Source organism: Campylobacter concisus (assembly GCF_003048535.1).
GTDB classification, from domain to species: domain Bacteria; phylum Campylobacterota; class Campylobacteria; order Campylobacterales; family Campylobacteraceae; genus Campylobacter_A; species Campylobacter_A concisus_S.
In genome coordinates, this window is sequence record NZ_PIRQ01000004.1 from 141,952 (window position 1) to 159,373 (window position 17,422).

The following is a 17,422-nucleotide window of genomic DNA, read 5'->3' on the forward strand; positions in this document are numbered from 1 at the left end:
ATGTCATCAAATACAGCTACGCTAACTGATAACAGAACCGGTAAGAGTTACGAGTTTCCTATACTAAAAGGGACTATGGGACCTGATGTGATAGACATCTCGACATTTTTTAGTGATACTGGAATGTTTACTTTTGACAGAGGTTATACTTCAACTGCGATGTGTCGCTCAGCGATAACTTATATAGACGGCTTAAAAGGCGAGCTAATGTATAGAGGTTACGATATCGCGTATTTGGCTGAAAATAAGACATTTTTAGACGTGGCATATTTACTCTTAAACAAAGAGCTTCCAACAAATGATCAGTATATAAATTTTAAAACCGAGCTTAAAAAAAGAAGCTTTATACATGAGGGCATGATGAAGCTATTTGACGCATTTCCAGACAAAGCTCACCCTATGGCGATCTTGCAGGCAGCAGTATCAGCGTTAAGTGCCTTTTACTCAGATCATCTAAATATGGATAAGCCTGAAGAGTATCACGAAATGGCCATGCGTATAATCGCTAAAATTCCAACGATCGCGGCCTTTAGCTACCGCTACTCACGCGGTCTTCCTATCATATATCCGAATTTAGATCGTGGCTTTACTGAAAATTTCCTCTACATGATGAGAGGCTATCCATACGAGCACGTCGATCTTAAGCCTATCGAGATCAAGGCACTTGACACAGTCTTTATGCTGCATGCAGATCACGAGCAAAATGCTTCAACAACGACTGTTAGAACCGTTGGCTCTACGCACGCGCACCCATACGCATGTATAAGTGCAGGTATTGGAGCACTTTGGGGCTGGGCTCATGGCGGCGCAAACGAGGGTGTCATCCGTCAGCTTGAAGAGATCGGCTCGGTCGCAAACGTCGATAAATACATCGCTAGAGCAAAGGATAAAAACGATCCATTTAGGCTAATGGGCTTTGGTCACAGGGTCTATAAAAATTTTGATCCTCGCGCAAAAGTGCTCAAAAAAATGAGAGATCAACTTATGGATGAGATAGGCATCAACTCAGAGCTTATCAAGATCGCCAACCGCATCGAGGAGATCGCGCTAAATGATGACTACTTTGTTAGCAGAAATTTATATCCAAACGTTGATTTTCACTCAGGGCTCATCCTAAAGGCACTTGGCATACCAAATAATATGTTTGCCGTCATCTTCGTCATCGGCAGGACTCCAGGCTGGATCAGCCAGTGGATCGAGCTAAAAGAGCAAGATACGATAAAGATCGTCCGCCCAAGACAGCTTTATGTTGGAGAGACAAACAGAACACCAAAATGAGCGAGCTTTTAAATTTAGCTAAAAAAGCAGCCGTTAATGCTGGAGTGCAAATAATGAAATTTTACTCTGCAGATAATACGGCTCTTAAAGTCTGCCTAAAAGATGACAGCTCACCACTAACTAGTGCTGATCTAGCCGCAAATGAAGTGATACTAAAAGAGCTAAGCAAAAGCGGGATAAAAATTTGCTCTGAAGAGAGTATCTTGCAAGAAAGCGACAAAGATGAGTTTTGGCTCGTAGATCCACTTGATGGCACGAAAGAATTTCTAGCTAGAAACGGCGAATTTTGCGTTTGCATAGCGCTTATAAAAAAAGCTAGGCCGGTGCTTGGCGTGATATTTATCCCAGTTAGCAAAGAGCTTTTTTATGCTGATGAAAATGGCGCCTTTAAAGAAATTTTAGATGATAAAGATGAAATCATAAAGAGAGTTGATCTAAACAAAAAAGATAAAAATTTAGACAATCTAATCTTTTCAAGCAGAAGAGGCGATGCCAAAGAGATAGAACTTATAGGGCAGAGCTTAAATTTTGAGCAAAGGTGCATCGGCTCAGCCATAAAATTTTGCCGTTTGGTTGAATTTGGCGGAGCTTATTTGAGATTTGCCCCAAGCTACCTTTGGGACAATGCAGCAGGAGAAGCGCTCGTAAATTTTTGTGGCGGAAAAGTATTTGACGCTAATAGCAGCAAAGAGATGAGCTACGAGCTTGCTGATTTAAAAAGTCCATTTTTCATAGCTCTCTCAAAAAACACACTAAATCTAAAAGATAAAATCACACAACTATATAAGCAAAGTAAAATTTAAACCTTAAATTTCTTCTAGTAGATAAAGCATACTAGCTATTTTTGCTGTGCCTAGCACGTAGCTCATTATATTTGCTGCAACCTTATCTTTTTTAAGCACTTTGCCATTTATATCAAATATATCTTCGTTGTTCTCTTTGATAAATTTTAAGGTTTTTGCTGCGATATCTTCTAAACTATTTTTGCCGTCAAGCAATAAAAGTATGTAATAATCGATATTGTTAAGCTTTCTTGAAATGCTAAATTTATTAGCAAAAACAACATCGGCATTATTTTTATGATTTAAAAAATATCTTACATAATTTATTAAATTTTGACTAAGCCTTGAGTGTCCAGGCCTATACTCGATATTTTTTTGCTCATCTTTTAAGATCATTGCATCAGACGAGTTTGTTAAAATCCTTACAAAAGCGCTATAAACCATGAGCTTATCTTCTGGCAAAATTTCTAAAATCTGAGAAAGGTTTATGCTAGCTGGATACATCTTATAAAAGACCTCGCAAAGCCATGATATATCTTGTGGCATAGCACCATAACTATCTTGCCACTGGTTATCTTTCTTTATAAAATCTGCCACAACGTGAATTTTGTTAATATCGCTTGGACCTATTTGTTTATTGGCTATGCTCTCATAAGTTTTGCTATGGACTATTAGGCTTTGTCTAAAGACTTTGTTGCTAATCATATCCATGAATTGCTCTAGATCGATTCTGTCCTTAAACTTGTTATTTTTGTATTCATCTACTATGGCTGTGCCAACATCCGGGGTAAAAATATCATCAATCGTATACTCACAAAGATAAGTAAGCTCATTTTTAGCGAGCATGGCATTAAAATCTTTAAAATAAAATGGATTATTTGTATCTTCTAAAAACTCATGAGCTATGTAAAAGTCATCTTTTGAAAGTACATCTTCTGTTATAAAAAGAAGCATACTAAGTGGCATTTTCTTTTCATAAATTTCTTTATCTCTTGTTAGCAAATATTCTTTATAGACTAAAAGTGCTTCTTTAGCTGCTTTTAGCTTATCTTGCATAGTCTCTTTATCTTTTGCGGCAAGTAGCATTATGTCTCTTATAATATCTTTTACTTTCCAACCAGGATAAACATTATAAGAGATAAATGCCACGCCATTTGCACTTAAATTCTCTCTTACGACTTTTAATATAGCTTCTTTTACAAAGTCAGGCACCCAGCTAAAAACGCCATGAGCGATGATATAGTCAAATTTCTCATCACTCTTAAACTCACAAATATCGCCATGGATAAGCTCTAAATTTGTAAGCCCCATCTCTTTAACGATCTCTTGCCCACGCCTTATCTGCTCGCCGCTAAGATCTATGCCAACTACTTTTGCATTTTTGTTATTTACTGCAAATGGGATCAAATTTCCGCCAAAGCTACATCCTATCTCTAAAACTCTTGCATTTTCGCATGGCGGTGGAGTTATGCCAAGAAGTGTAGCACAAGCTTCAAGCCTATATGGCGACGATTGGGCAAAAGCTATTGATTTATAAGTTAGCTCATCATAAGACTTTTCGATTTTGCTATTTTGGCTCATTTTAGCTCCTAGTAGTCTTTTTCTTTGATTTTTTCTAGCATATTTTTAGCATCATTCTCAGGATCATCCACTATATATGCGCGCCTTATCTTGCCATCTTTAATGATAAGTGTTTGCCTAAAGTAGAATTTATGTCCATTTGATGCAGAAAAAACTGGAAGTTCAAGCGCCCTCTCAAGCATAAACTCACTATCATTTAAAAACATGACTCCAGCCGAAGTCTCTTCTTGAAATTTCTTTTGAGCTGCGATATCTTGTGAGCTAATGGCCACTACCATGAAACCAAGATCGTTAAAATCTTTTAAAAATTTCTTGTAGTTTATAGCTTGTTTGGTGCAGCCCTTCATGCCCGCAGTATTTTGCAGCTGCTCACTTAAAAGATCAAAGTCCTCACCTATCTTTGGATAGATGAAAATAACGCAGTCGTGTGTCCTTGCAAAGGCAGAAAAATCAAATTCCTTACCATCTAAGGTATTTAAATATATACTCGTAGGCACTTTTATCATACTTCATCCTTTAAAATTTTTACTATTATATCTTTATAAGCTTTGTCTTAAGCTTTTTTAGAATTTAAAAGATAAACTATAAAAAGGACAAAAAAGCTAATTATTAACATCAAAAGTGCATAGACATGAGCCTTGGTATAATCAAGCATTTCAACCGCTTCAAATATCGCAATGCTAGCGACCTTGCTCTCTCCAGCTACGCTACCGCCTATCATTAAAACAACGCCAAACTCGCCCATAGTGTGAGCAAAGCTAACGACAGTAGCTGTTAATAAATTTGATCTGATGCTTGGCAAAATTACCCTAAAAATAGTCGTGAGTTTGTTTTTACCAAGACTATAGCTCGCTTCAAAAAGGCTCTTTTTTAGGCTATTTAGTCCAGCATAAATCGGCCCAAACATAAATGGCAATGAATAAATACAACTTGCCACAACAAGACCTGTGAAGTTAAAAACAAGCCTAACTCTAAAAATTTCTTCGATAAATTTACCAAAAGTGGAATAAGGCGAAAGAAAAATGAGCAGATAAAAGCCAAGAACACTTGGCGGCAAGACCAGAGGTAGTGAGATTACCGACTCTAAAAACGACTTGCCAAAAAATTTCTTTTGAGACATAAAATAGGCAAGTGCGATGCAGACAAAAAATAAAATAAAAGTTGTTATAAAAGATAATTTTAGTGATAGCCAAAACGGCTCGTAATCGATACTTTTTAACTCGTCTATCATGCTTTTTCCAAATTTACACCAAATGCTTTTGTGCTAACTACTACCATATCGCCTGCTTTTAGATTCATTGCTTCGCTGCTACTTAGCACCACTTCACAAATTTGGCGGTTTATTAATACATTTGCTACGAAGATCGCATCATGTTTTTTTATCTCTAAAATTTTAGCATTAAAGGCAAATTTCTGCGATCCTGCACTCTTTAAAAATATCTCACTTGCGCTACCTGATCTTGAAATTTTTCCATTCTCAAGGACAAAGACTTTATTGCAAAGCTTATAAATTTCAGCGATATCATGACTTACTAAAATAATGCTCATCTTAAACTCATCATGAAGTGCTAGTAAATAGTCTTGAAGTTTCTCACGCATGGCATTATCAAGCGCACTTAACGGCTCATCAAGTAGTAAAATTTCAGGCTTTCTCATAACCGCACGAGCCAAAGCAACACGTTGCTTTTGACCGCCAGAAAGAGTGCTAATCTTTGCGTTTTTTAGACTTATTAGGCCGCAAATATCAAGAAGCTTGTTCGCTAGAGCTAGATCATTTTTTGCAAAGAGCAAATTTTTAAAGACATTCATATTTTCAAAAAGTGCATAGTCTTGAAATAAAAAGCCGATATTTCGCTTTTGTGGAGCCAAATTTGTCTTTTCATCAAAGAAAACTTTATCTCCGACCTTTATAGAGCCACTTTGTGGCGTTTCAAAACCAGCAATCAATCTTAAAATAGTAGTCTTTCCGCCGCCGCTTGCTCCATAAAGTGCGACAAAATCACCACTTTCAAAGCTAAGGTCTGCCTCAAGCATAAATTTGCCGTCGCCACCATTTAGCTCTTTTTTGCAAGAAATTTCTATCATTTTTGAGTACTTATATGAATACTAGTAGATTTTATATAGGCAAAAACACTATCATTTTTACTCAAATTTAGCGCTCTTAAAGCGTGATTTGAGATAATAGCTTCGAAGTAAATTTCGCCACATTTTAAGCTAACAACACTTAAAATTTCACCAAAATTTATAGCTTCAATCACGCACTTTAGCTCGTTTTCAAGCGAGCTATTACTTAGTTTGTCTTTTGCCAAGATAACATCGGAGCTTTTAAAACCTAAGCCAATCTCATCATCTAAGGTGAATTTGCTAGCCTCATTTAAAACTAGCATAAATAAATTTGCCTCTAAATTTAGACCCTTTAGCTCAAATAAGCTAACGTCATCTTTAGTTAAAATTCCAACGATCTTTGCTCTTATCATTTAGCTGGAACGTTGTAACCAAATTTCTTGAAAATTTCTCTTGATTTATCACCTAAGATAAACTCATAAAATGCCTTCGCATCATCATTTTTTTCAGCATGTTTTAGAAGAACTATGCCTTGATCGATCGGAGTGTATAGCTCTTGTGGAACAAAGATGTAATTAACGCCCTCTTTGTATTTTGACATTTTCTCATCAAAAAGTGCGCTAGCAGCGATAAAACCTACATCAGAAGCACTTAATGCTTGAGATAGAGTTTCAGAAATTTTTTGAGCATAGACGATATTTTTTTCTACTTCGTCATAAAGTTTTGCGTTTTTAAGAGCCTCTATACTAGCTTTGCCGTATGGTGCAGTTTGTGGATTTGCGATAGAAATCGCCTTTAAGCTACGAACAACTTCGATACCTTTTTTGAAATCAACATTTCTAATAGAGAAAATAGCAACAGCACCTTGTGCATAAACTTTTGGAGCAGCTACTGCAAAGCCTGTGTCATAAGCTTTTTGAGCAAAGCCCATATCAGCAGCCATGAATATATCAGCTGGAGCCGAGTTTTGTATCTGCGTAACAAGACCGCCACTTGCACCAAGGGTTAAGTTGATCTTTGTATTTGGATAAAGCTTATTAAACTCTTTTATAAGCTCTGGAAATGCATATGTCGTATTTGCAGCAGCATATACATTTACTTCAGTACCAAATGCGTTTATGGCAAGCAAAGCCGCCACACATAAAAATTTAAAAGCTTTTCTCATTTAAACTCCTATAATAATTTGAGATGATTTTACTATTGCCAAAAGTGTATCGCCAACACCTATTTTCATCTGGATAGCACTATCTTTTGTGATGATAGCAGTTAAAGTCTGTTCATCGCTTAGTTTTAAAGTGATTTCAGCATTTACAGCTCCTATCTTTGCTTCGATCACTTCGCCTTTTAATTGATTTTTTGTGCTTATTTTTATATCTAGATCCTTAGCCAAAATGACAGCTGGAGCTTTAAAAATATAAATAACTTTTTGTCCAACTTTTAGGCCTAAATTTTTCTCACTTTCAACCGTGATGTTTGACTCAAGCGTGCAGCCATTACTTAGTTTTGCAATTATTTGAGAATTTACCGCACCGCGGTTTATGCTAATAATCTCACATGAGAGCTGATTTCTAGCACTTAAGTTCATATTCATTCTTTGAAGATTTATAATATCTACATCCTCAAAATCTACTTTTTGACAAATTTTTTGCAAAAAATCCTTTTGAGTCTCAAGAATGACATCATAAATTTTTATCAGTTTATTGGCATACTCGCTTAGCTCGGAGCCACTATTTTTTTTATTTCCATCAGCTCTAATAATAAGGGGCTTACTACTTTTATTATTTATCGTATCAAGACAGTCCCAAGCATTTTTATATGATATACCAACCAATTCTGCTGCTTTTGTGATACTTTTTGTCTTTTTTATGGCCTTTAATAATGTAATATGTTTAGCTAAAACCTGTGTATCTTCGCCTAAAAATAGTTCTAAATTTATATCTGCTTTCAAAATTTTTACCTTTACTATATTGGAGAATAATTTGTGAAGTATATCTAATTATATTAATCCTTAAGCTTAAAGTTAAGTTGATCTATAAATTTTTCTTAATTTCTTATAAAGTTTTTAAAAGATAAAATCGAGCTACATTTTATAAATAAAAATAAGGCTTAGTATGAAATTTTTGCTTTCTATCTTTTTTAGTTTGCTTTTAGCCTGTGCTAATACGGATATAAATACGAATAGCGAAAGCGATGAATTTGATGTTGAATTTGAAGCAAGAAAAGATGTTTTCGACCCGCTTAGTGGCTACAATAGAATGATGACACATGCAAATGACTTTATCTATGTAAATATGCTAACTCCGGTGGCAAAAGGCTATGCCTATGTTGTGCCAAAAACAGCTAGAACAATGGTTTCAAATTTCTTTGACAACCTTCTTTTCCCAGTTCGCTTTGTAAACAATCTACTTCAGCTTAAATTTCAAAATGCTGGCGAAGAGACATTGAGATTTTTAGCAAATACGATAATAGGTTTTGGCGGACTAACAGACGGAGCAAAATACTACGATCTAAAACCTCACGATGAAGATTTTGGACAAACGCTTGGATATTGGGGGCTTGGCAGCGGTTTTCATATAGTTTGGCCACTTATTGGACCATCAAATTTAAGAGATACTGGTGGCATGGTTGGAGATTATTTTGCTGATCCTATTAGCTACGTTGATCCTATACTTTTATCAACTGGCATAAAGTCATATAGAGCGTTTAATAGCTTTTCACAAGATCCAACTGCTTATGAAAAACTAAGAAAAGATGCTATTGATCTTTATCCATTTTTACGCGATGCTTACGAGCAAAGACGTGACAAGCTTATCAAGGAGTAAATATGAAAATTTTAAAAATTTTAACTATGATTTTACTTTTTACAACTAGCCTTTTTGCTATTTCAAAAGAGCAGATCAAGCCTGAAGTAGAGATGAAAACAACAAAGGTTATTGAAATTTTAAAAGATACAAATTTAGACAATAACGCAAAGACAAAAGAAATTTTTGCTCTTCTTGATCCATTTTTTGACTATAAACAAATGGCAAAGATAAGCCTTGGCAAACGTTACAACAGTCTAAGTAGCGATGAACAGGCTAAATTTGACGCAGCATTTGAGCAAAAACTAAAAGGCTCATACATAGATAAACTTTTAGGATACAAAGATCAAGAGATACATATAACTGGCGAGAGCGAACCTCAAAAAAATAGATACTGGCTAACATCTGAGCTTATAAATGATGGCAAGAGCTACGAATTTGTCTATAAATTTTATGACGCTAAAGAGCGTGGTTGGCTCATTTACGATCTTGATATCGTTGGCGTAAGCATCATTCAAACATACAGAAGTCAGTTTGGCGATGTGCTAAATAACGCTGATTTCAATACTCTTTTACAAAAGCTAAACGAAGCTGTTTTGCCTGATCAAAATAAAACTAACCCTTAATGCGACAAATTTTTAAATTTATCATTGCTAAAAACAAGCTTATTATTGCTCTAATTTTAGCTTTAAGCGTAGTTTTTGGCTATCTTAGCACCAAGCTTAGCGTTGATGCGTCAGCTGAAACGCTACTGCTTGAGCATGATCCTGACTTAAAAGCTTATAGAGAGATAGCCAAACGCTACGACTCACCCGGATTTTTAGTGGTTGCTTTTACTCCAAAAGATGACCTTTTTTCACCTAAAAATTTAGAACTTATCAAAAATTTAGGCGATGAACTAGCTAAAAACGATATGGTAAATAGCGTCATCTCCATAATAAATATTCCGCTTTTAAATAGTGTAAAAGGCGGGATTACTGGTATCTTAGATCATACTCCAACACTGCAAGATAAAGATATAAATATTTCAAAAGCAAAGCTCGAGTTTGCAAAAAGTCCGATTTACAGCGGAAATTTGATAAGCAAAGATCTAAAAACCACAGCAATTGCTCTAAATTTAAAACAAGATGAGAAATTTAATGAGCTTGTAAATGAGAGAAATTTGCTTAGTCAAAAAGAGTCAAACGGCACTATCACACAAGCTGAGCGACTTAAGCTAGAGGCTCTTGCCTATGAGTTTAAAGCCTACCGAGATGAGCTTAGAAAAAGTGATCACGAAAACCTTGAGTCCATAAAAGCAACCATAGCTAAATTTAACGCAAATGACGAGCTATTTTTAGGCGGTGCAAATATGATCGCCGATGATATGATAGGCTTTATAAAAAGTGATCTTTTGGTCTATGGATTAAGTGTACTTGCTCTTCTTAGCTTTAGTTTATGGCTATTTTTCAGGCAGATTAGATGGATAGTTTTGCCGATGTTTATATGTGCCGTAAGTGCCATTTTTACGACCGGAATTTTTGGTATATTTGACTGGGAAGTGACGGTCATTAGCTCAAACTACATCGCACTTCAGCTTATCATTACTATTTCAACTGTGATTCACCTTGTCGTTAGCTACCGAGAATTTTACGTAAAGCATCCAAAATATAGCCAAAATCAGCTAATTTATCTAACGCTTCGTGATAAATTCTCTCCATCTTTTTGGGCGATATTTACAACAGTTATTGGCTTTAGCTCGCTTATGAGTGCTGACATAAAGCCAGTTATCATGCTTGGCATTATGATGAGCACTGGCATTAGCGTTTCGCTTGTGCTTGCGTTTTTGCTATTTGGCGCGATAAATGTAAATTTAGAAAAATTAGCTCCTATTAGAACCTTTGAAAATAGCTTTAAATTTACAAAATACTGCGCAAATTTAGCTCTAAACTCAAGAAAGATTATCTACGTAGTTTGCGCTCTAGTTGTCTGTTTTGGCGTTTATGGTATCAGCAAGATAAAGGTTGAGAATAGCTTCATTGGCTACTTTAAAGAAAGCACAGAAATTCGCCAAGGAATGCAAGTTATTGATACCAAGCTTGGCGGCACGATACCAGTTGATGTGATAGTGAAATTTAAAGAGCAAAAACAAGATAAAAATGCTGAGCAAGATGAGTTTGAAAATGAGTTTGAAAGCAATGCAAAGGATGCGAAATACTGGTTTAATAGCTATCACACAAGGGTTGCTGAGAAAATTCACGACTATTTAAAAGAGCAAAAATTCGTTGGACATGTAAGCTCGCTAGCAACCCTTATAAAAGCCATAAAAGAGCTAAATAACGGCGCGAGTGATGATTTTTTATTAGCTGCAATGTATGAGAAATTGCCACAAAATTATAAAAATATCTTATTAAGTCCTTATGTAAGCGTTGAAAATGATGAGCTTAGATTTAGTATAAGGATCGTTGATAGCGACTCCGAGCTTAGACGAAATTTATTTCTAAAGGAGCTTAGAGAAGGGCTAGCACAGCTTACTAAAAATGACAATGTAAGCATAGAAGTTGCCGGCATGATGGTGCTTTATAATAATATGCTTCAAAATTTACTTAGCTCGCAAGTTGATACTTTTGGGCTAACTGTCGCTATACTTTTTGTCATATTTTGCTTTATCTTTAGGAGTATAAAGCTAGCAACCATTGCAATAGTTTCAAATTTAATCCCGCTTTGCACACTCTTTGGTGTGATGGGATTTTTCGGTATTCCGCTTGATGTGATGAGTATCACAATCGCAGCCATTAGTATTGGTATCGGTGTTGATGATATCATTCACTACATACACCGCTTTAAAGAAGAAATGCTTACAAAAAGTGTTTTTGAGAGTATTAAAGCTGCTCATGCAAGCATCGGATATGCGATGTATTACACATCGTTCACTATTTTTCTTGGCTTTAGCGTGATGATAACCAGTAACTTTATCCCGACCATATATTTTGGCTTACTAACCGATCTTGTTATGGTATTTATGCTTCTTGGCGCACTAATCATCTTACCAAGCCTCATTGCAAGCTTTGTAAAAAAGCGCGATATTTAAGCTAAATTTATTTGATAACTTTGATAAATGAGTAGACATCGGCCACGCCGTCAATGTGCTTAGCATACCAAATAGCATGTTTTTCTTGTTCAATGCTATCAACTACGCCGCTAAATACAACATCGCAGCCAACTATGCTAACACGCACATTTGTGCCCTCAACTATACTATCTTTAAAAAGATTTTGCTTTAAGTTTGCGAGAATTTTTAGACTATCGCATGGATATTCTGGCTTTTTGATACGAAGATAGGTATAAATTTTTCGCACGCCATCTGTACTTTTGGCTAGTTCTACTAGCTTATCTTCAAGCTCTTTACTATCAACAAGTCCGATCAGATAAGCATCTCCGTAAAAAACCTCTATCTCGATATCAATATTACTAAGCCCTTTTGAAAATAAAATTTTGCTTTGTAGCTTGCTTTGTATAAATTTATCTCTTGTGATCGAGTAAATACCACGTTTATCGCGTGAAATAGAGTACGCATCATAGACATTTAGTGGCGCGGTTGCTGGGGTTAGTACTGAAGAGCAAGAGCAAAAAAATAGAGCCAAAAATGCAAAAACGCTAAATTTTAAAATCAGAAATCCTTTTATAATTTCAAAAAAGTTTATATAAAATGGACTAAAATTTATCTAAATCTGCTAAAATAACGCGCACGGAGGATAAAGTAATCTGGTGATGCTCACGGGCTTCAAACCCGATGACTGGGCGGTTGACCGTCTGGTGGGGAGTTCGATTCTCTCATCCTCTCGCCACTCACTTTAAATTTTACTTTTATCAAGCAAATTTATAATCCCAAACAAAATAAAGCTTAATACAACCAAAATAAGGCTTAAAACTAGTGCTTCATCGCTTTTACCATCGTATACGGCATTATAAATGGCAAGCGAAATAGTGTCTGTTTTGCCTATGATATTGCCACCCAAAATTAGTGTTATGCCAACCTCACCAAGCCCACGCGAGATCGCTAAGATAAAAGCCGCTGCTACGCTTTTCGCAACGCATGGAAAGAGCACGAAAATAGCTGTTTGAAATTTATCTTTCCCAAGGCTATATGCTGCTTCACTTAGGCTTTTTGAAAGTGAGCCAAGAGCAGAAGCGACAGGCTTTACAAAAAGTGGCAAAGAGGCTATAAAAGCAGCTAACACAAGAGCCTTAAAACTAAAAATAATTTCTAAATTTAAAGCCTTACCGACGATGCCATTTTTACCAAGCAGATAAAGCAGTAAAAATCCAGTTGCAATAGGTGGAAAGATGAGTGGAAAAGTTACGATCATCTCTAAAATAGCTTTAAATTTGACCTTACCAAAAGCTAAATAATAAGCCAAAGCCAGCCCAAAAATGATAAGCAAAGCCACTTGGCACAAAATGACCTTTATGCTTAAAACCAGAGGATCAAATAGCCAAGAGAGCTCTTGCAAATTTAGCCTTATCTTATGCCAAATTTGGTGTAAATTTCTTTTGATCTCTCGCTTTTTAGCTCATCCAGAAATTTAACGCAATCAGCCTTTTTATCGCATTCTTCAACCTTTGCAGCTACGATGTTTGCTGGAGCGTAAAGCGATTTGTCTATCAAGATAAAACTACCAAATTCGTCTTTGTGCGCATTTAGTTCGGTCTGGTTGATGAACCCAGCATCAACTTCACCGTTTAATATATATGTAACGACTTGTGGTACGCCGGCAACTGCTAAAATTTTATCCTTTAGTTCGCCACTTAAATTTGCTTTTTGCATAAATTCATTCGCTCTTTTACCATAAACAGTCTTTGTTGCGTCTGGCATAGCGATCTTAGAAAGCGCTTTTAGCTCTTCAACTTTTTCAATTTTCACACCTTTTTTAGTAGCTAGCACCAAAGCGCCTGAGCCTAAATTTACATATTCAGTGATTTTTAGATCAGATTTTTTCAAAAAGTCCTCGTCGCCTACGATCACGTCAGTTTTGCCCTCTTTTGCCTGAGCCATGATAGCTGTGATGTTTGCAAAAGAAGTGTCGATATTTACGCCATCTTTTTTGAGGTTTTGTGCGACTGCCTCAACTATCTTTTTATATCCGCCACCAGCACTTACTAGCAAATTTTCATTGCCAAATGCAAAAATTGCGGCCATTAGAAGTAAAAACTTTTTCATATTTTTCCTTTAAAAGTAAAATTTCACGATTTTATAAAATATACTCTTATATACTCTTAAAATATATTTTTATAACTTATTTGGCTTTTTGCCAAAATGGTATAATCCCAACAAAACAAAAGGATAGGCATGAACGAACTTGAGCTAAAGATGCAAGGTAAGATAGATAGGCTAACGGATAATACTTTTAAGCTAGATCCAAGGATCGGCGAGGGCTACTTTACTGCGAAATATTTTCTAAAAGTAAATAAGATAATTAAGCAAAACCTGCCAGATCAGCATGTGACAATGCAGTTCTTTCAAAGGCGCGATGATATCGTGCTTTGTGGCATTGACGAAGTTTTAGCCGTCATCAATAAATTTGCCAAAGACCCAAACGAGCTTGAAATTTACGCGCTTAATGATGGCGATATCATAAACGCAAACGAGCCAGTTTTAAAAATAAGCGGCAAGTATGAAAATTTTGGCTTTTTAGAAAATGTGATAGATGCGACGCTTACTAGAAGAAGCTGCGTAGCGACAAACTCAAGAGACGTGATAAGAGCGGCAAACGGCAAAGACGTCTTTAGCATGGCGGATAGGCAAGACGACATCTGCACGCAACCAGGCGATGGATACGCCTCGTTTATCGGTGGGATCAAAAAGGTCGCCACAGACGCTCAGGGCGAGCTTACAGGGCTAAAAGGTGGTGGCACCATGCCTCATGCGCTTATTCAAATGTGCGGTGGAGATATAGTAAAAGCCTCAGAAATTTATGCTAAAACCTTTGAAAATGAAAAGATCACGGCATTAGTTGATTATAACAACGACGTGATTACAGACGCATTAAAGGCTGCAAATGCCTTAAAAGAGAGGCTTGGCGCGGTTAGGGTTGATACTAGTAAAAATTTGATAGATAAATATTTTGAGGACAAAGACACGAGTAAATTTGACCCGCACGGTGTTTGCAAGGAGCTTATATTTGCTCTAAGAGAGGCACTTGATAAAGCTGGCTTTAAGCACGTTAAGATCGTCGTTAGCTCAGGTTTTAGTCCTAAGATTATAGAATATTTTGAAGCTTATAACACGCCGGTTGATACTTATGGCGTGGGAAGTTATCTTGTTAAAAATGACATTTGTGGCTTTACTGGCGATTTAGTCGAGCTAAACGGCAAAGATGAGGCTAAATTTGGCAGGAAAAATTTCGCTTCAGATAGGCTAAAAAGAGTAAAATTTTAAGAGAAAAGATGAAATTTATAAAAATTTTAATATTTCTAGCGCTTTTTCTAACCGTTTGCACTGCCGCAAACTACGCTAATGCCTTTGAAAAGATTGGCATCCTTGAAGACGGAGTTTATCGCTTTAGCAAAAATGGACTTGGCGTCAAAAAAGACCTGCTTGTAAAGGTGATCTCGGTTCAAAACGCGGACAGCACACGCAAAAAGATCATCTCCATGCTAAATATCCCTAAAAATTCTAAAATTACGGACTTTAAAACAAGCGATGCAGGCGTAATAGTGTGGCCATTTTACGAGATTGAGGGCAAATTTTTAACGACAATAATCGTTGAAAATATAAAAAAAGAAGATAGCGATCAAAAACTGCTTAAGATGCTTGAACTTAAACATCCGTTTTACTCGATAATCTTCGCACGAAGAAAGGGTGCCAAAGACGCCATAGACGTGAAATACATGCTAAATTTCAAAGAGGCAAAGCTGGTAAAATCGTTTAAAAACCGTCCTTAAAACTTTATTTTAAATAAATTTCATTAAAATGGCGTAATCAAAAAAGGATCATCTTTGCAAAATTTCAAGAATATAAACGTTGCTCACTCGCCTGATGCTGACGATATTTTCATGTATGCCGCGGTCAAATTTGGCTGGGTTAGCAGTAAAAATTTAGCCTTCACATCAAAGGCGCTTGATATAGAAACACTAAACGAGGAGGCGCTAAAAGGCACTTATGAGGCCACAGCAATCAGCTTTGCACTCTATCCAAAAATTTGCGATGAATTTGCACTTTTGCGCTGTGCGGTGAGCTTTGGCAATGGATATGGCCCAAAGCTTATCAAGCTAAAAGATAAACAGCTAAAGCGAAATTTTAAGGTCGCACTCTCTGGCAAAAACACGACAAATGCCCTGCTCTTTCGCATAGCCTACCCAGAGGCAAGGATCGTTTATAAAAATTTCTTAGAGATCGAAAATGCTGTGCTTAGCGGCGAGGTCGATGCTGGTGTGCTCATACATGAAAGTATCTTAAATTTCTCAGACCAGCTCTGCGTAGAGCGTGAGATTTGGGACATTTGGAGCGAGCTAAACGGCGAAAATTTACCGCTTCCACTTGGTGGCATGGCGCTTAGACGAAGCCTACCCATAACCGATGCGATCGAGTGTGAGAGAGTGCTTAGCGAGGCCGTTAGGATTGCCACTTCGCACAAGCCATTTTTATCTCACATGCTAATGGAGCGAAATCTTATCAGAGTTGGCAAAGAAGAGCTAAAAACGTATCTAAATTTATACGCAAATGACGAGTCTATAAGCATGAACGAAACTCAGTTAAAAGCGCTAAATAAACTCTATCAAATAGGCTATGACAAAGGTTTTTTTGAAAAGCCAATCGACGTAAACGACTACCTAATCCCAACTGAATATAACGAAGTAAGGTTTAGCTGATGCAAAGTACGCTTGTCTCACTTGGAGTTGAAACCTTTAAGATCGCCCTTTACATCAGCCTTCCGATGCTACTAAGCGGACTAATCGCTGGTCTTATCATCTCCATTTTCCAAGCGACTACGCAGATAAACGAAACTACACTAAGTTTCGTGCCAAAAATTTTGCTAGTCGTCGTTGTCATCATATTTTTAATGCCCTGGATGATCTCGATGATGGTTGAATTTACCACTCGTATGTTTGACTTTATACCGGAATTTATCCAGTGACGAGGCTTGTTGATTTTTCTAAATTTACCTCGGTTAGGATAGGCGGCGTGCATGAAATTTTTGAGGTTAATTGCCTTGATGATCTAAATTCGCCTGAATTTTTAGGTGCTGTGATGATAGGTGGGGGTAACAACCTACTTATCTCGCCAAATCCCCCAAAAATAGCGATGCTCGGCAAGAGCTTTGACTATATAAATTTAGAACGCATCGGCGAGAAAATTTACCTTGAGATAGGTGCTGCGACAAAATCAGCTAAAATTTATAACTTCTCAAAACAAAACAACATAGCTCACCTTGAGCTTTTAAAAAATATCCCTGGCACGCTTGGCGGACTTATCAAGATGAACGCTGGCTTGCTTAAATTTAGCATAAGTGACAACCTCACGCATGTGCGTCTGGCTCGTGGCTGGGTGAGCAAAGATGAGATAAGCTTTAGCTACCGCCACAGCGGCATAGATGAGGCTATTTTGGGAGCTAAATTTGAGCTTCGTAGCGGCTTTGACGCGGGCATATCTGATGCCATAAGCGCAAAAAGGGCAAATCAACCAAAAGGAGCTAGCTTTGGCAGCTGCTTTGTAAATCCAGAAGGGCACTTTGCAGGGGCATTGCTCGAGGCTGTTGGACTAAAGGGATACGCTATCGGCGGAGCGAAATTTAGCGAGGAGCACGCAAATTTTTTGATAAATTTTAACCACGCAAGCTTTGAGGACGCCACTAGCCTTATAAATTTGGCAAAGGCTAGAGTTTTAGAGAAATTTGGCGTAGAGCTTAAGACTGAAGTTTGCATTTTATAAGGACG

General features: G+C 36.9%; 20 protein-coding genes and 1 tRNA gene. 11 read left to right on the plus strand and 10 right to left on the minus strand.

The annotated features are described in order from the left end of the window. Entirely contained in the window at positions 1-1,278 is a 1,278-nt protein-coding gene (locus CVS93_RS05270; RefSeq protein WP_085658676.1) for a citrate synthase, read from the plus strand. Beyond that, positions 1,275-2,081 (plus strand): 3'(2'),5'-bisphosphate nucleotidase CysQ, encoded by an 807-nt coding sequence (locus CVS93_RS05275; RefSeq protein WP_107686850.1) that lies wholly within the window; start codon positions 1,275-1,277, stop codon positions 2,079-2,081. The genes CVS93_RS05270 and CVS93_RS05275 overlap by 4 nt, the downstream gene beginning before the upstream one ends. A gap of 3 nt (positions 2,082-2,084) precedes the next feature. Here CVS93_RS05275 and CVS93_RS05280 read toward each other — a convergent pair whose 3' ends face one another. The 7 genes from CVS93_RS05280 to CVS93_RS05310 are packed head-to-tail and all read right to left on the minus strand — an operon-like array spanning position 2,085 to position 7,653. After that, the gene (locus CVS93_RS05280) at positions 2,085-3,641 is read right to left on the minus strand and encodes a class I SAM-dependent methyltransferase (protein ID WP_107686851.1); all 1,557 of its coding nucleotides are present in this window, start codon (positions 3,639-3,641) and stop codon (positions 2,085-2,087) included. Between the two features lie 8 nt (positions 3,642-3,649). Then, positions 3,650-4,147 (minus strand): redoxin family protein, encoded by a 498-nt coding sequence (locus CVS93_RS05285; RefSeq protein WP_107686852.1) that lies wholly within the window; start codon positions 4,145-4,147, stop codon positions 3,650-3,652. 47 nt (positions 4,148-4,194) lie between these two features. Beyond that, the gene (modB, locus tag CVS93_RS05290; RefSeq protein WP_107686853.1) at positions 4,195-4,872 is read right to left on the minus strand and encodes a molybdate ABC transporter permease subunit; all 678 of its coding nucleotides are present in this window, start codon (positions 4,870-4,872) and stop codon (positions 4,195-4,197) included. After that, positions 4,869-5,726, minus strand: coding sequence for a sulfate/molybdate ABC transporter ATP-binding protein (locus CVS93_RS05295; protein WP_103593703.1), 858 nt, complete (start codon positions 5,724-5,726; stop codon positions 4,869-4,871). The genes modB and CVS93_RS05295 overlap by 4 nt, the downstream gene beginning before the upstream one ends. Beyond that, complete coding sequence (locus CVS93_RS05300; protein WP_103593704.1) at positions 5,723-6,118, minus strand: TOBE domain-containing protein; 396 nt, start codon at positions 6,116-6,118, stop codon at positions 5,723-5,725. The genes CVS93_RS05295 and CVS93_RS05300 overlap by 4 nt, the downstream gene beginning before the upstream one ends. After that, entirely contained in the window at positions 6,115-6,870 is a 756-nt protein-coding gene (gene modA / locus CVS93_RS05305; protein WP_103593705.1) for a molybdate ABC transporter substrate-binding protein, read from the minus strand. Before modA (CVS93_RS05305) ends, CVS93_RS05300 begins: the two co-directional genes overlap by 4 nt. Then, a complete protein-coding gene (locus tag CVS93_RS05310) occupies positions 6,871-7,653 on the minus strand; it encodes a TOBE domain-containing protein (RefSeq protein ID WP_107686854.1) in 783 nt (260 codons plus the stop codon). It lies immediately after the preceding gene. Positions 7,654-7,816: 163 nt separating this feature from the next. Here CVS93_RS05310 and CVS93_RS05315 point away from each other — a divergent pair, with 163 nt between their 5' ends. Genes CVS93_RS05315 through CVS93_RS05325 form a run of 3 tightly spaced genes read left to right on the plus strand, consistent with a single transcriptional unit; the run spans position 7,817 to position 11,576 of the window. After that, positions 7,817-8,527: a VacJ family lipoprotein gene (locus tag CVS93_RS05315; protein WP_103593707.1), complete on the plus strand. Its 711-nt coding sequence runs from the start codon at positions 7,817-7,819 to the stop codon at positions 8,525-8,527. 2 nt (positions 8,528-8,529) lie between these two features. Continuing rightward, complete coding sequence (locus CVS93_RS05320) at positions 8,530-9,132, plus strand: ABC transporter substrate-binding protein (RefSeq protein ID WP_054197215.1); 603 nt, start codon at positions 8,530-8,532, stop codon at positions 9,130-9,132. Continuing rightward, positions 9,132-11,576, plus strand: a complete 2,445-nt coding sequence (locus CVS93_RS05325) for an efflux RND transporter permease subunit (protein WP_107686855.1) — start codon at positions 9,132-9,134, stop codon at positions 11,574-11,576. Before CVS93_RS05320 ends, CVS93_RS05325 begins: the two co-directional genes overlap by 1 nt. 7 nt (positions 11,577-11,583) lie before the next feature. On the opposite strand, the gene CVS93_RS05330 is transcribed toward CVS93_RS05325, so the two are convergent. Further along, complete coding sequence (locus CVS93_RS05330) at positions 11,584-12,159, minus strand: BON domain-containing protein (RefSeq protein WP_035167593.1); 576 nt, start codon at positions 12,157-12,159, stop codon at positions 11,584-11,586. 76 nt (positions 12,160-12,235) lie between these two features. Here CVS93_RS05330 and CVS93_RS09750 point away from each other — a divergent pair. Beyond that, a tRNA-Sec gene (locus tag CVS93_RS09750) sits at positions 12,236-12,333 on the plus strand. Between the two features lie 6 nt (positions 12,334-12,339). Here the strand turns inward: CVS93_RS09750 and CVS93_RS05335 are convergent. Then, positions 12,340-12,999, minus strand: a complete 660-nt coding sequence (locus CVS93_RS05335; RefSeq protein WP_107686856.1) for a molybdate ABC transporter permease subunit — start codon at positions 12,997-12,999, stop codon at positions 12,340-12,342. 8 nt (positions 13,000-13,007) lie between these two features. Beyond that, positions 13,008-13,706, minus strand: a complete 699-nt coding sequence (gene modA, locus CVS93_RS05340) for a molybdate ABC transporter substrate-binding protein (RefSeq protein WP_107686857.1) — start codon at positions 13,704-13,706, stop codon at positions 13,008-13,010. Positions 13,707-13,835: 129 nt separating this feature from the next. Here modA (CVS93_RS05340) and CVS93_RS05345 point away from each other — a divergent pair, with 129 nt between their 5' ends. From CVS93_RS05345 to CVS93_RS05365, 5 genes are all read left to right on the plus strand, one after another. Beyond that, positions 13,836-14,924 carry a nicotinate phosphoribosyltransferase gene (locus CVS93_RS05345; RefSeq protein ID WP_107686858.1) on the plus strand — a complete coding sequence of 363 codons (1,089 nt, stop codon included), beginning with the start codon at positions 13,836-13,838 and terminating at the stop codon, positions 14,922-14,924. A gap of 8 nt (positions 14,925-14,932) precedes the next feature. Continuing rightward, a complete protein-coding gene (locus tag CVS93_RS05350; protein WP_107686859.1) occupies positions 14,933-15,430 on the plus strand; it encodes a chemotaxis protein in 498 nt (165 codons plus the stop codon). 111 nt (positions 15,431-15,541) lie between these two features. Then, positions 15,542-16,357, plus strand: coding sequence for an MqnA/MqnD/SBP family protein (locus tag CVS93_RS05355; RefSeq protein WP_234400099.1), 816 nt, complete (start codon positions 15,542-15,544; stop codon positions 16,355-16,357). Then, on the plus strand, positions 16,354-16,623 hold the full coding sequence (fliQ, locus tag CVS93_RS05360; protein ID WP_223155459.1) for a flagellar biosynthesis protein FliQ: 270 nt from the start codon (positions 16,354-16,356) through the stop codon (positions 16,621-16,623). The genes CVS93_RS05355 and fliQ overlap by 4 nt, the downstream gene beginning before the upstream one ends. After that, positions 16,620-17,417 carry a UDP-N-acetylmuramate dehydrogenase gene (locus CVS93_RS05365; RefSeq protein WP_107686861.1) on the plus strand — a complete coding sequence of 266 codons (798 nt, stop codon included), beginning with the start codon at positions 16,620-16,622 and terminating at the stop codon, positions 17,415-17,417. The genes fliQ and CVS93_RS05365 overlap by 4 nt, the downstream gene beginning before the upstream one ends. Positions 17,418-17,422: the final 5 nt, after the last annotated feature.

Bases quoted from the DNA above. Each gene is read 5' to 3' on its own strand.
- CVS93_RS05270 (WP_085658676.1), top strand. From the start codon at position 1: ATGTCATCAAATACAGCTACGCTAACTGATAACAGAACCGGTAAGAGT.
- CVS93_RS05315 (WP_103593707.1), top strand. From the start codon at position 7,817: ATGAAATTTTTGCTTTCTATCTTTTTTAGTTTGCTTTTAGCCTGTGCT.
- CVS93_RS05280 (WP_107686851.1), bottom strand. From the start codon at position 3,641: ATGAGCCAAAATAGCAAAATCGAAAAGTCTTATGATGAGCTAACTTAT.
- CVS93_RS05345 (WP_107686858.1), top strand. From the start codon at position 13,836: ATGAACGAACTTGAGCTAAAGATGCAAGGTAAGATAGATAGGCTAACG.
- CVS93_RS05355 (WP_234400099.1), top strand. From the start codon at position 15,542: ATGTATGCCGCGGTCAAATTTGGCTGGGTTAGCAGTAAAAATTTAGCC.
- CVS93_RS05275 (WP_107686850.1), top strand. From the start codon at position 1,275: ATGAGCGAGCTTTTAAATTTAGCTAAAAAAGCAGCCGTTAATGCTGGA.
- CVS93_RS05320 (WP_054197215.1), top strand. From the start codon at position 8,530: ATGAAAATTTTAAAAATTTTAACTATGATTTTACTTTTTACAACTAGC.
- CVS93_RS05325 (WP_107686855.1), top strand. From the start codon at position 9,132: ATGCGACAAATTTTTAAATTTATCATTGCTAAAAACAAGCTTATTATT.
- modB (WP_107686853.1), bottom strand. From the start codon at position 4,872: ATGATAGACGAGTTAAAAAGTATCGATTACGAGCCGTTTTGGCTATCA.
- CVS93_RS05300 (WP_103593704.1), bottom strand. From the start codon at position 6,118: ATGATAAGAGCAAAGATCGTTGGAATTTTAACTAAAGATGACGTTAGC.
- modA (WP_103593705.1), bottom strand. From the start codon at position 6,870: ATGAGAAAAGCTTTTAAATTTTTATGTGTGGCGGCTTTGCTTGCCATA.
- modA (WP_107686857.1), bottom strand. From the start codon at position 13,706: ATGAAAAAGTTTTTACTTCTAATGGCCGCAATTTTTGCATTTGGCAAT.
- CVS93_RS05350 (WP_107686859.1), top strand. From the start codon at position 14,933: ATGAAATTTATAAAAATTTTAATATTTCTAGCGCTTTTTCTAACCGTT.
- CVS93_RS05295 (WP_103593703.1), bottom strand. From the start codon at position 5,726: ATGATAGAAATTTCTTGCAAAAAAGAGCTAAATGGTGGCGACGGCAAA.
- CVS93_RS05285 (WP_107686852.1), bottom strand. From the start codon at position 4,147: ATGATAAAAGTGCCTACGAGTATATATTTAAATACCTTAGATGGTAAG.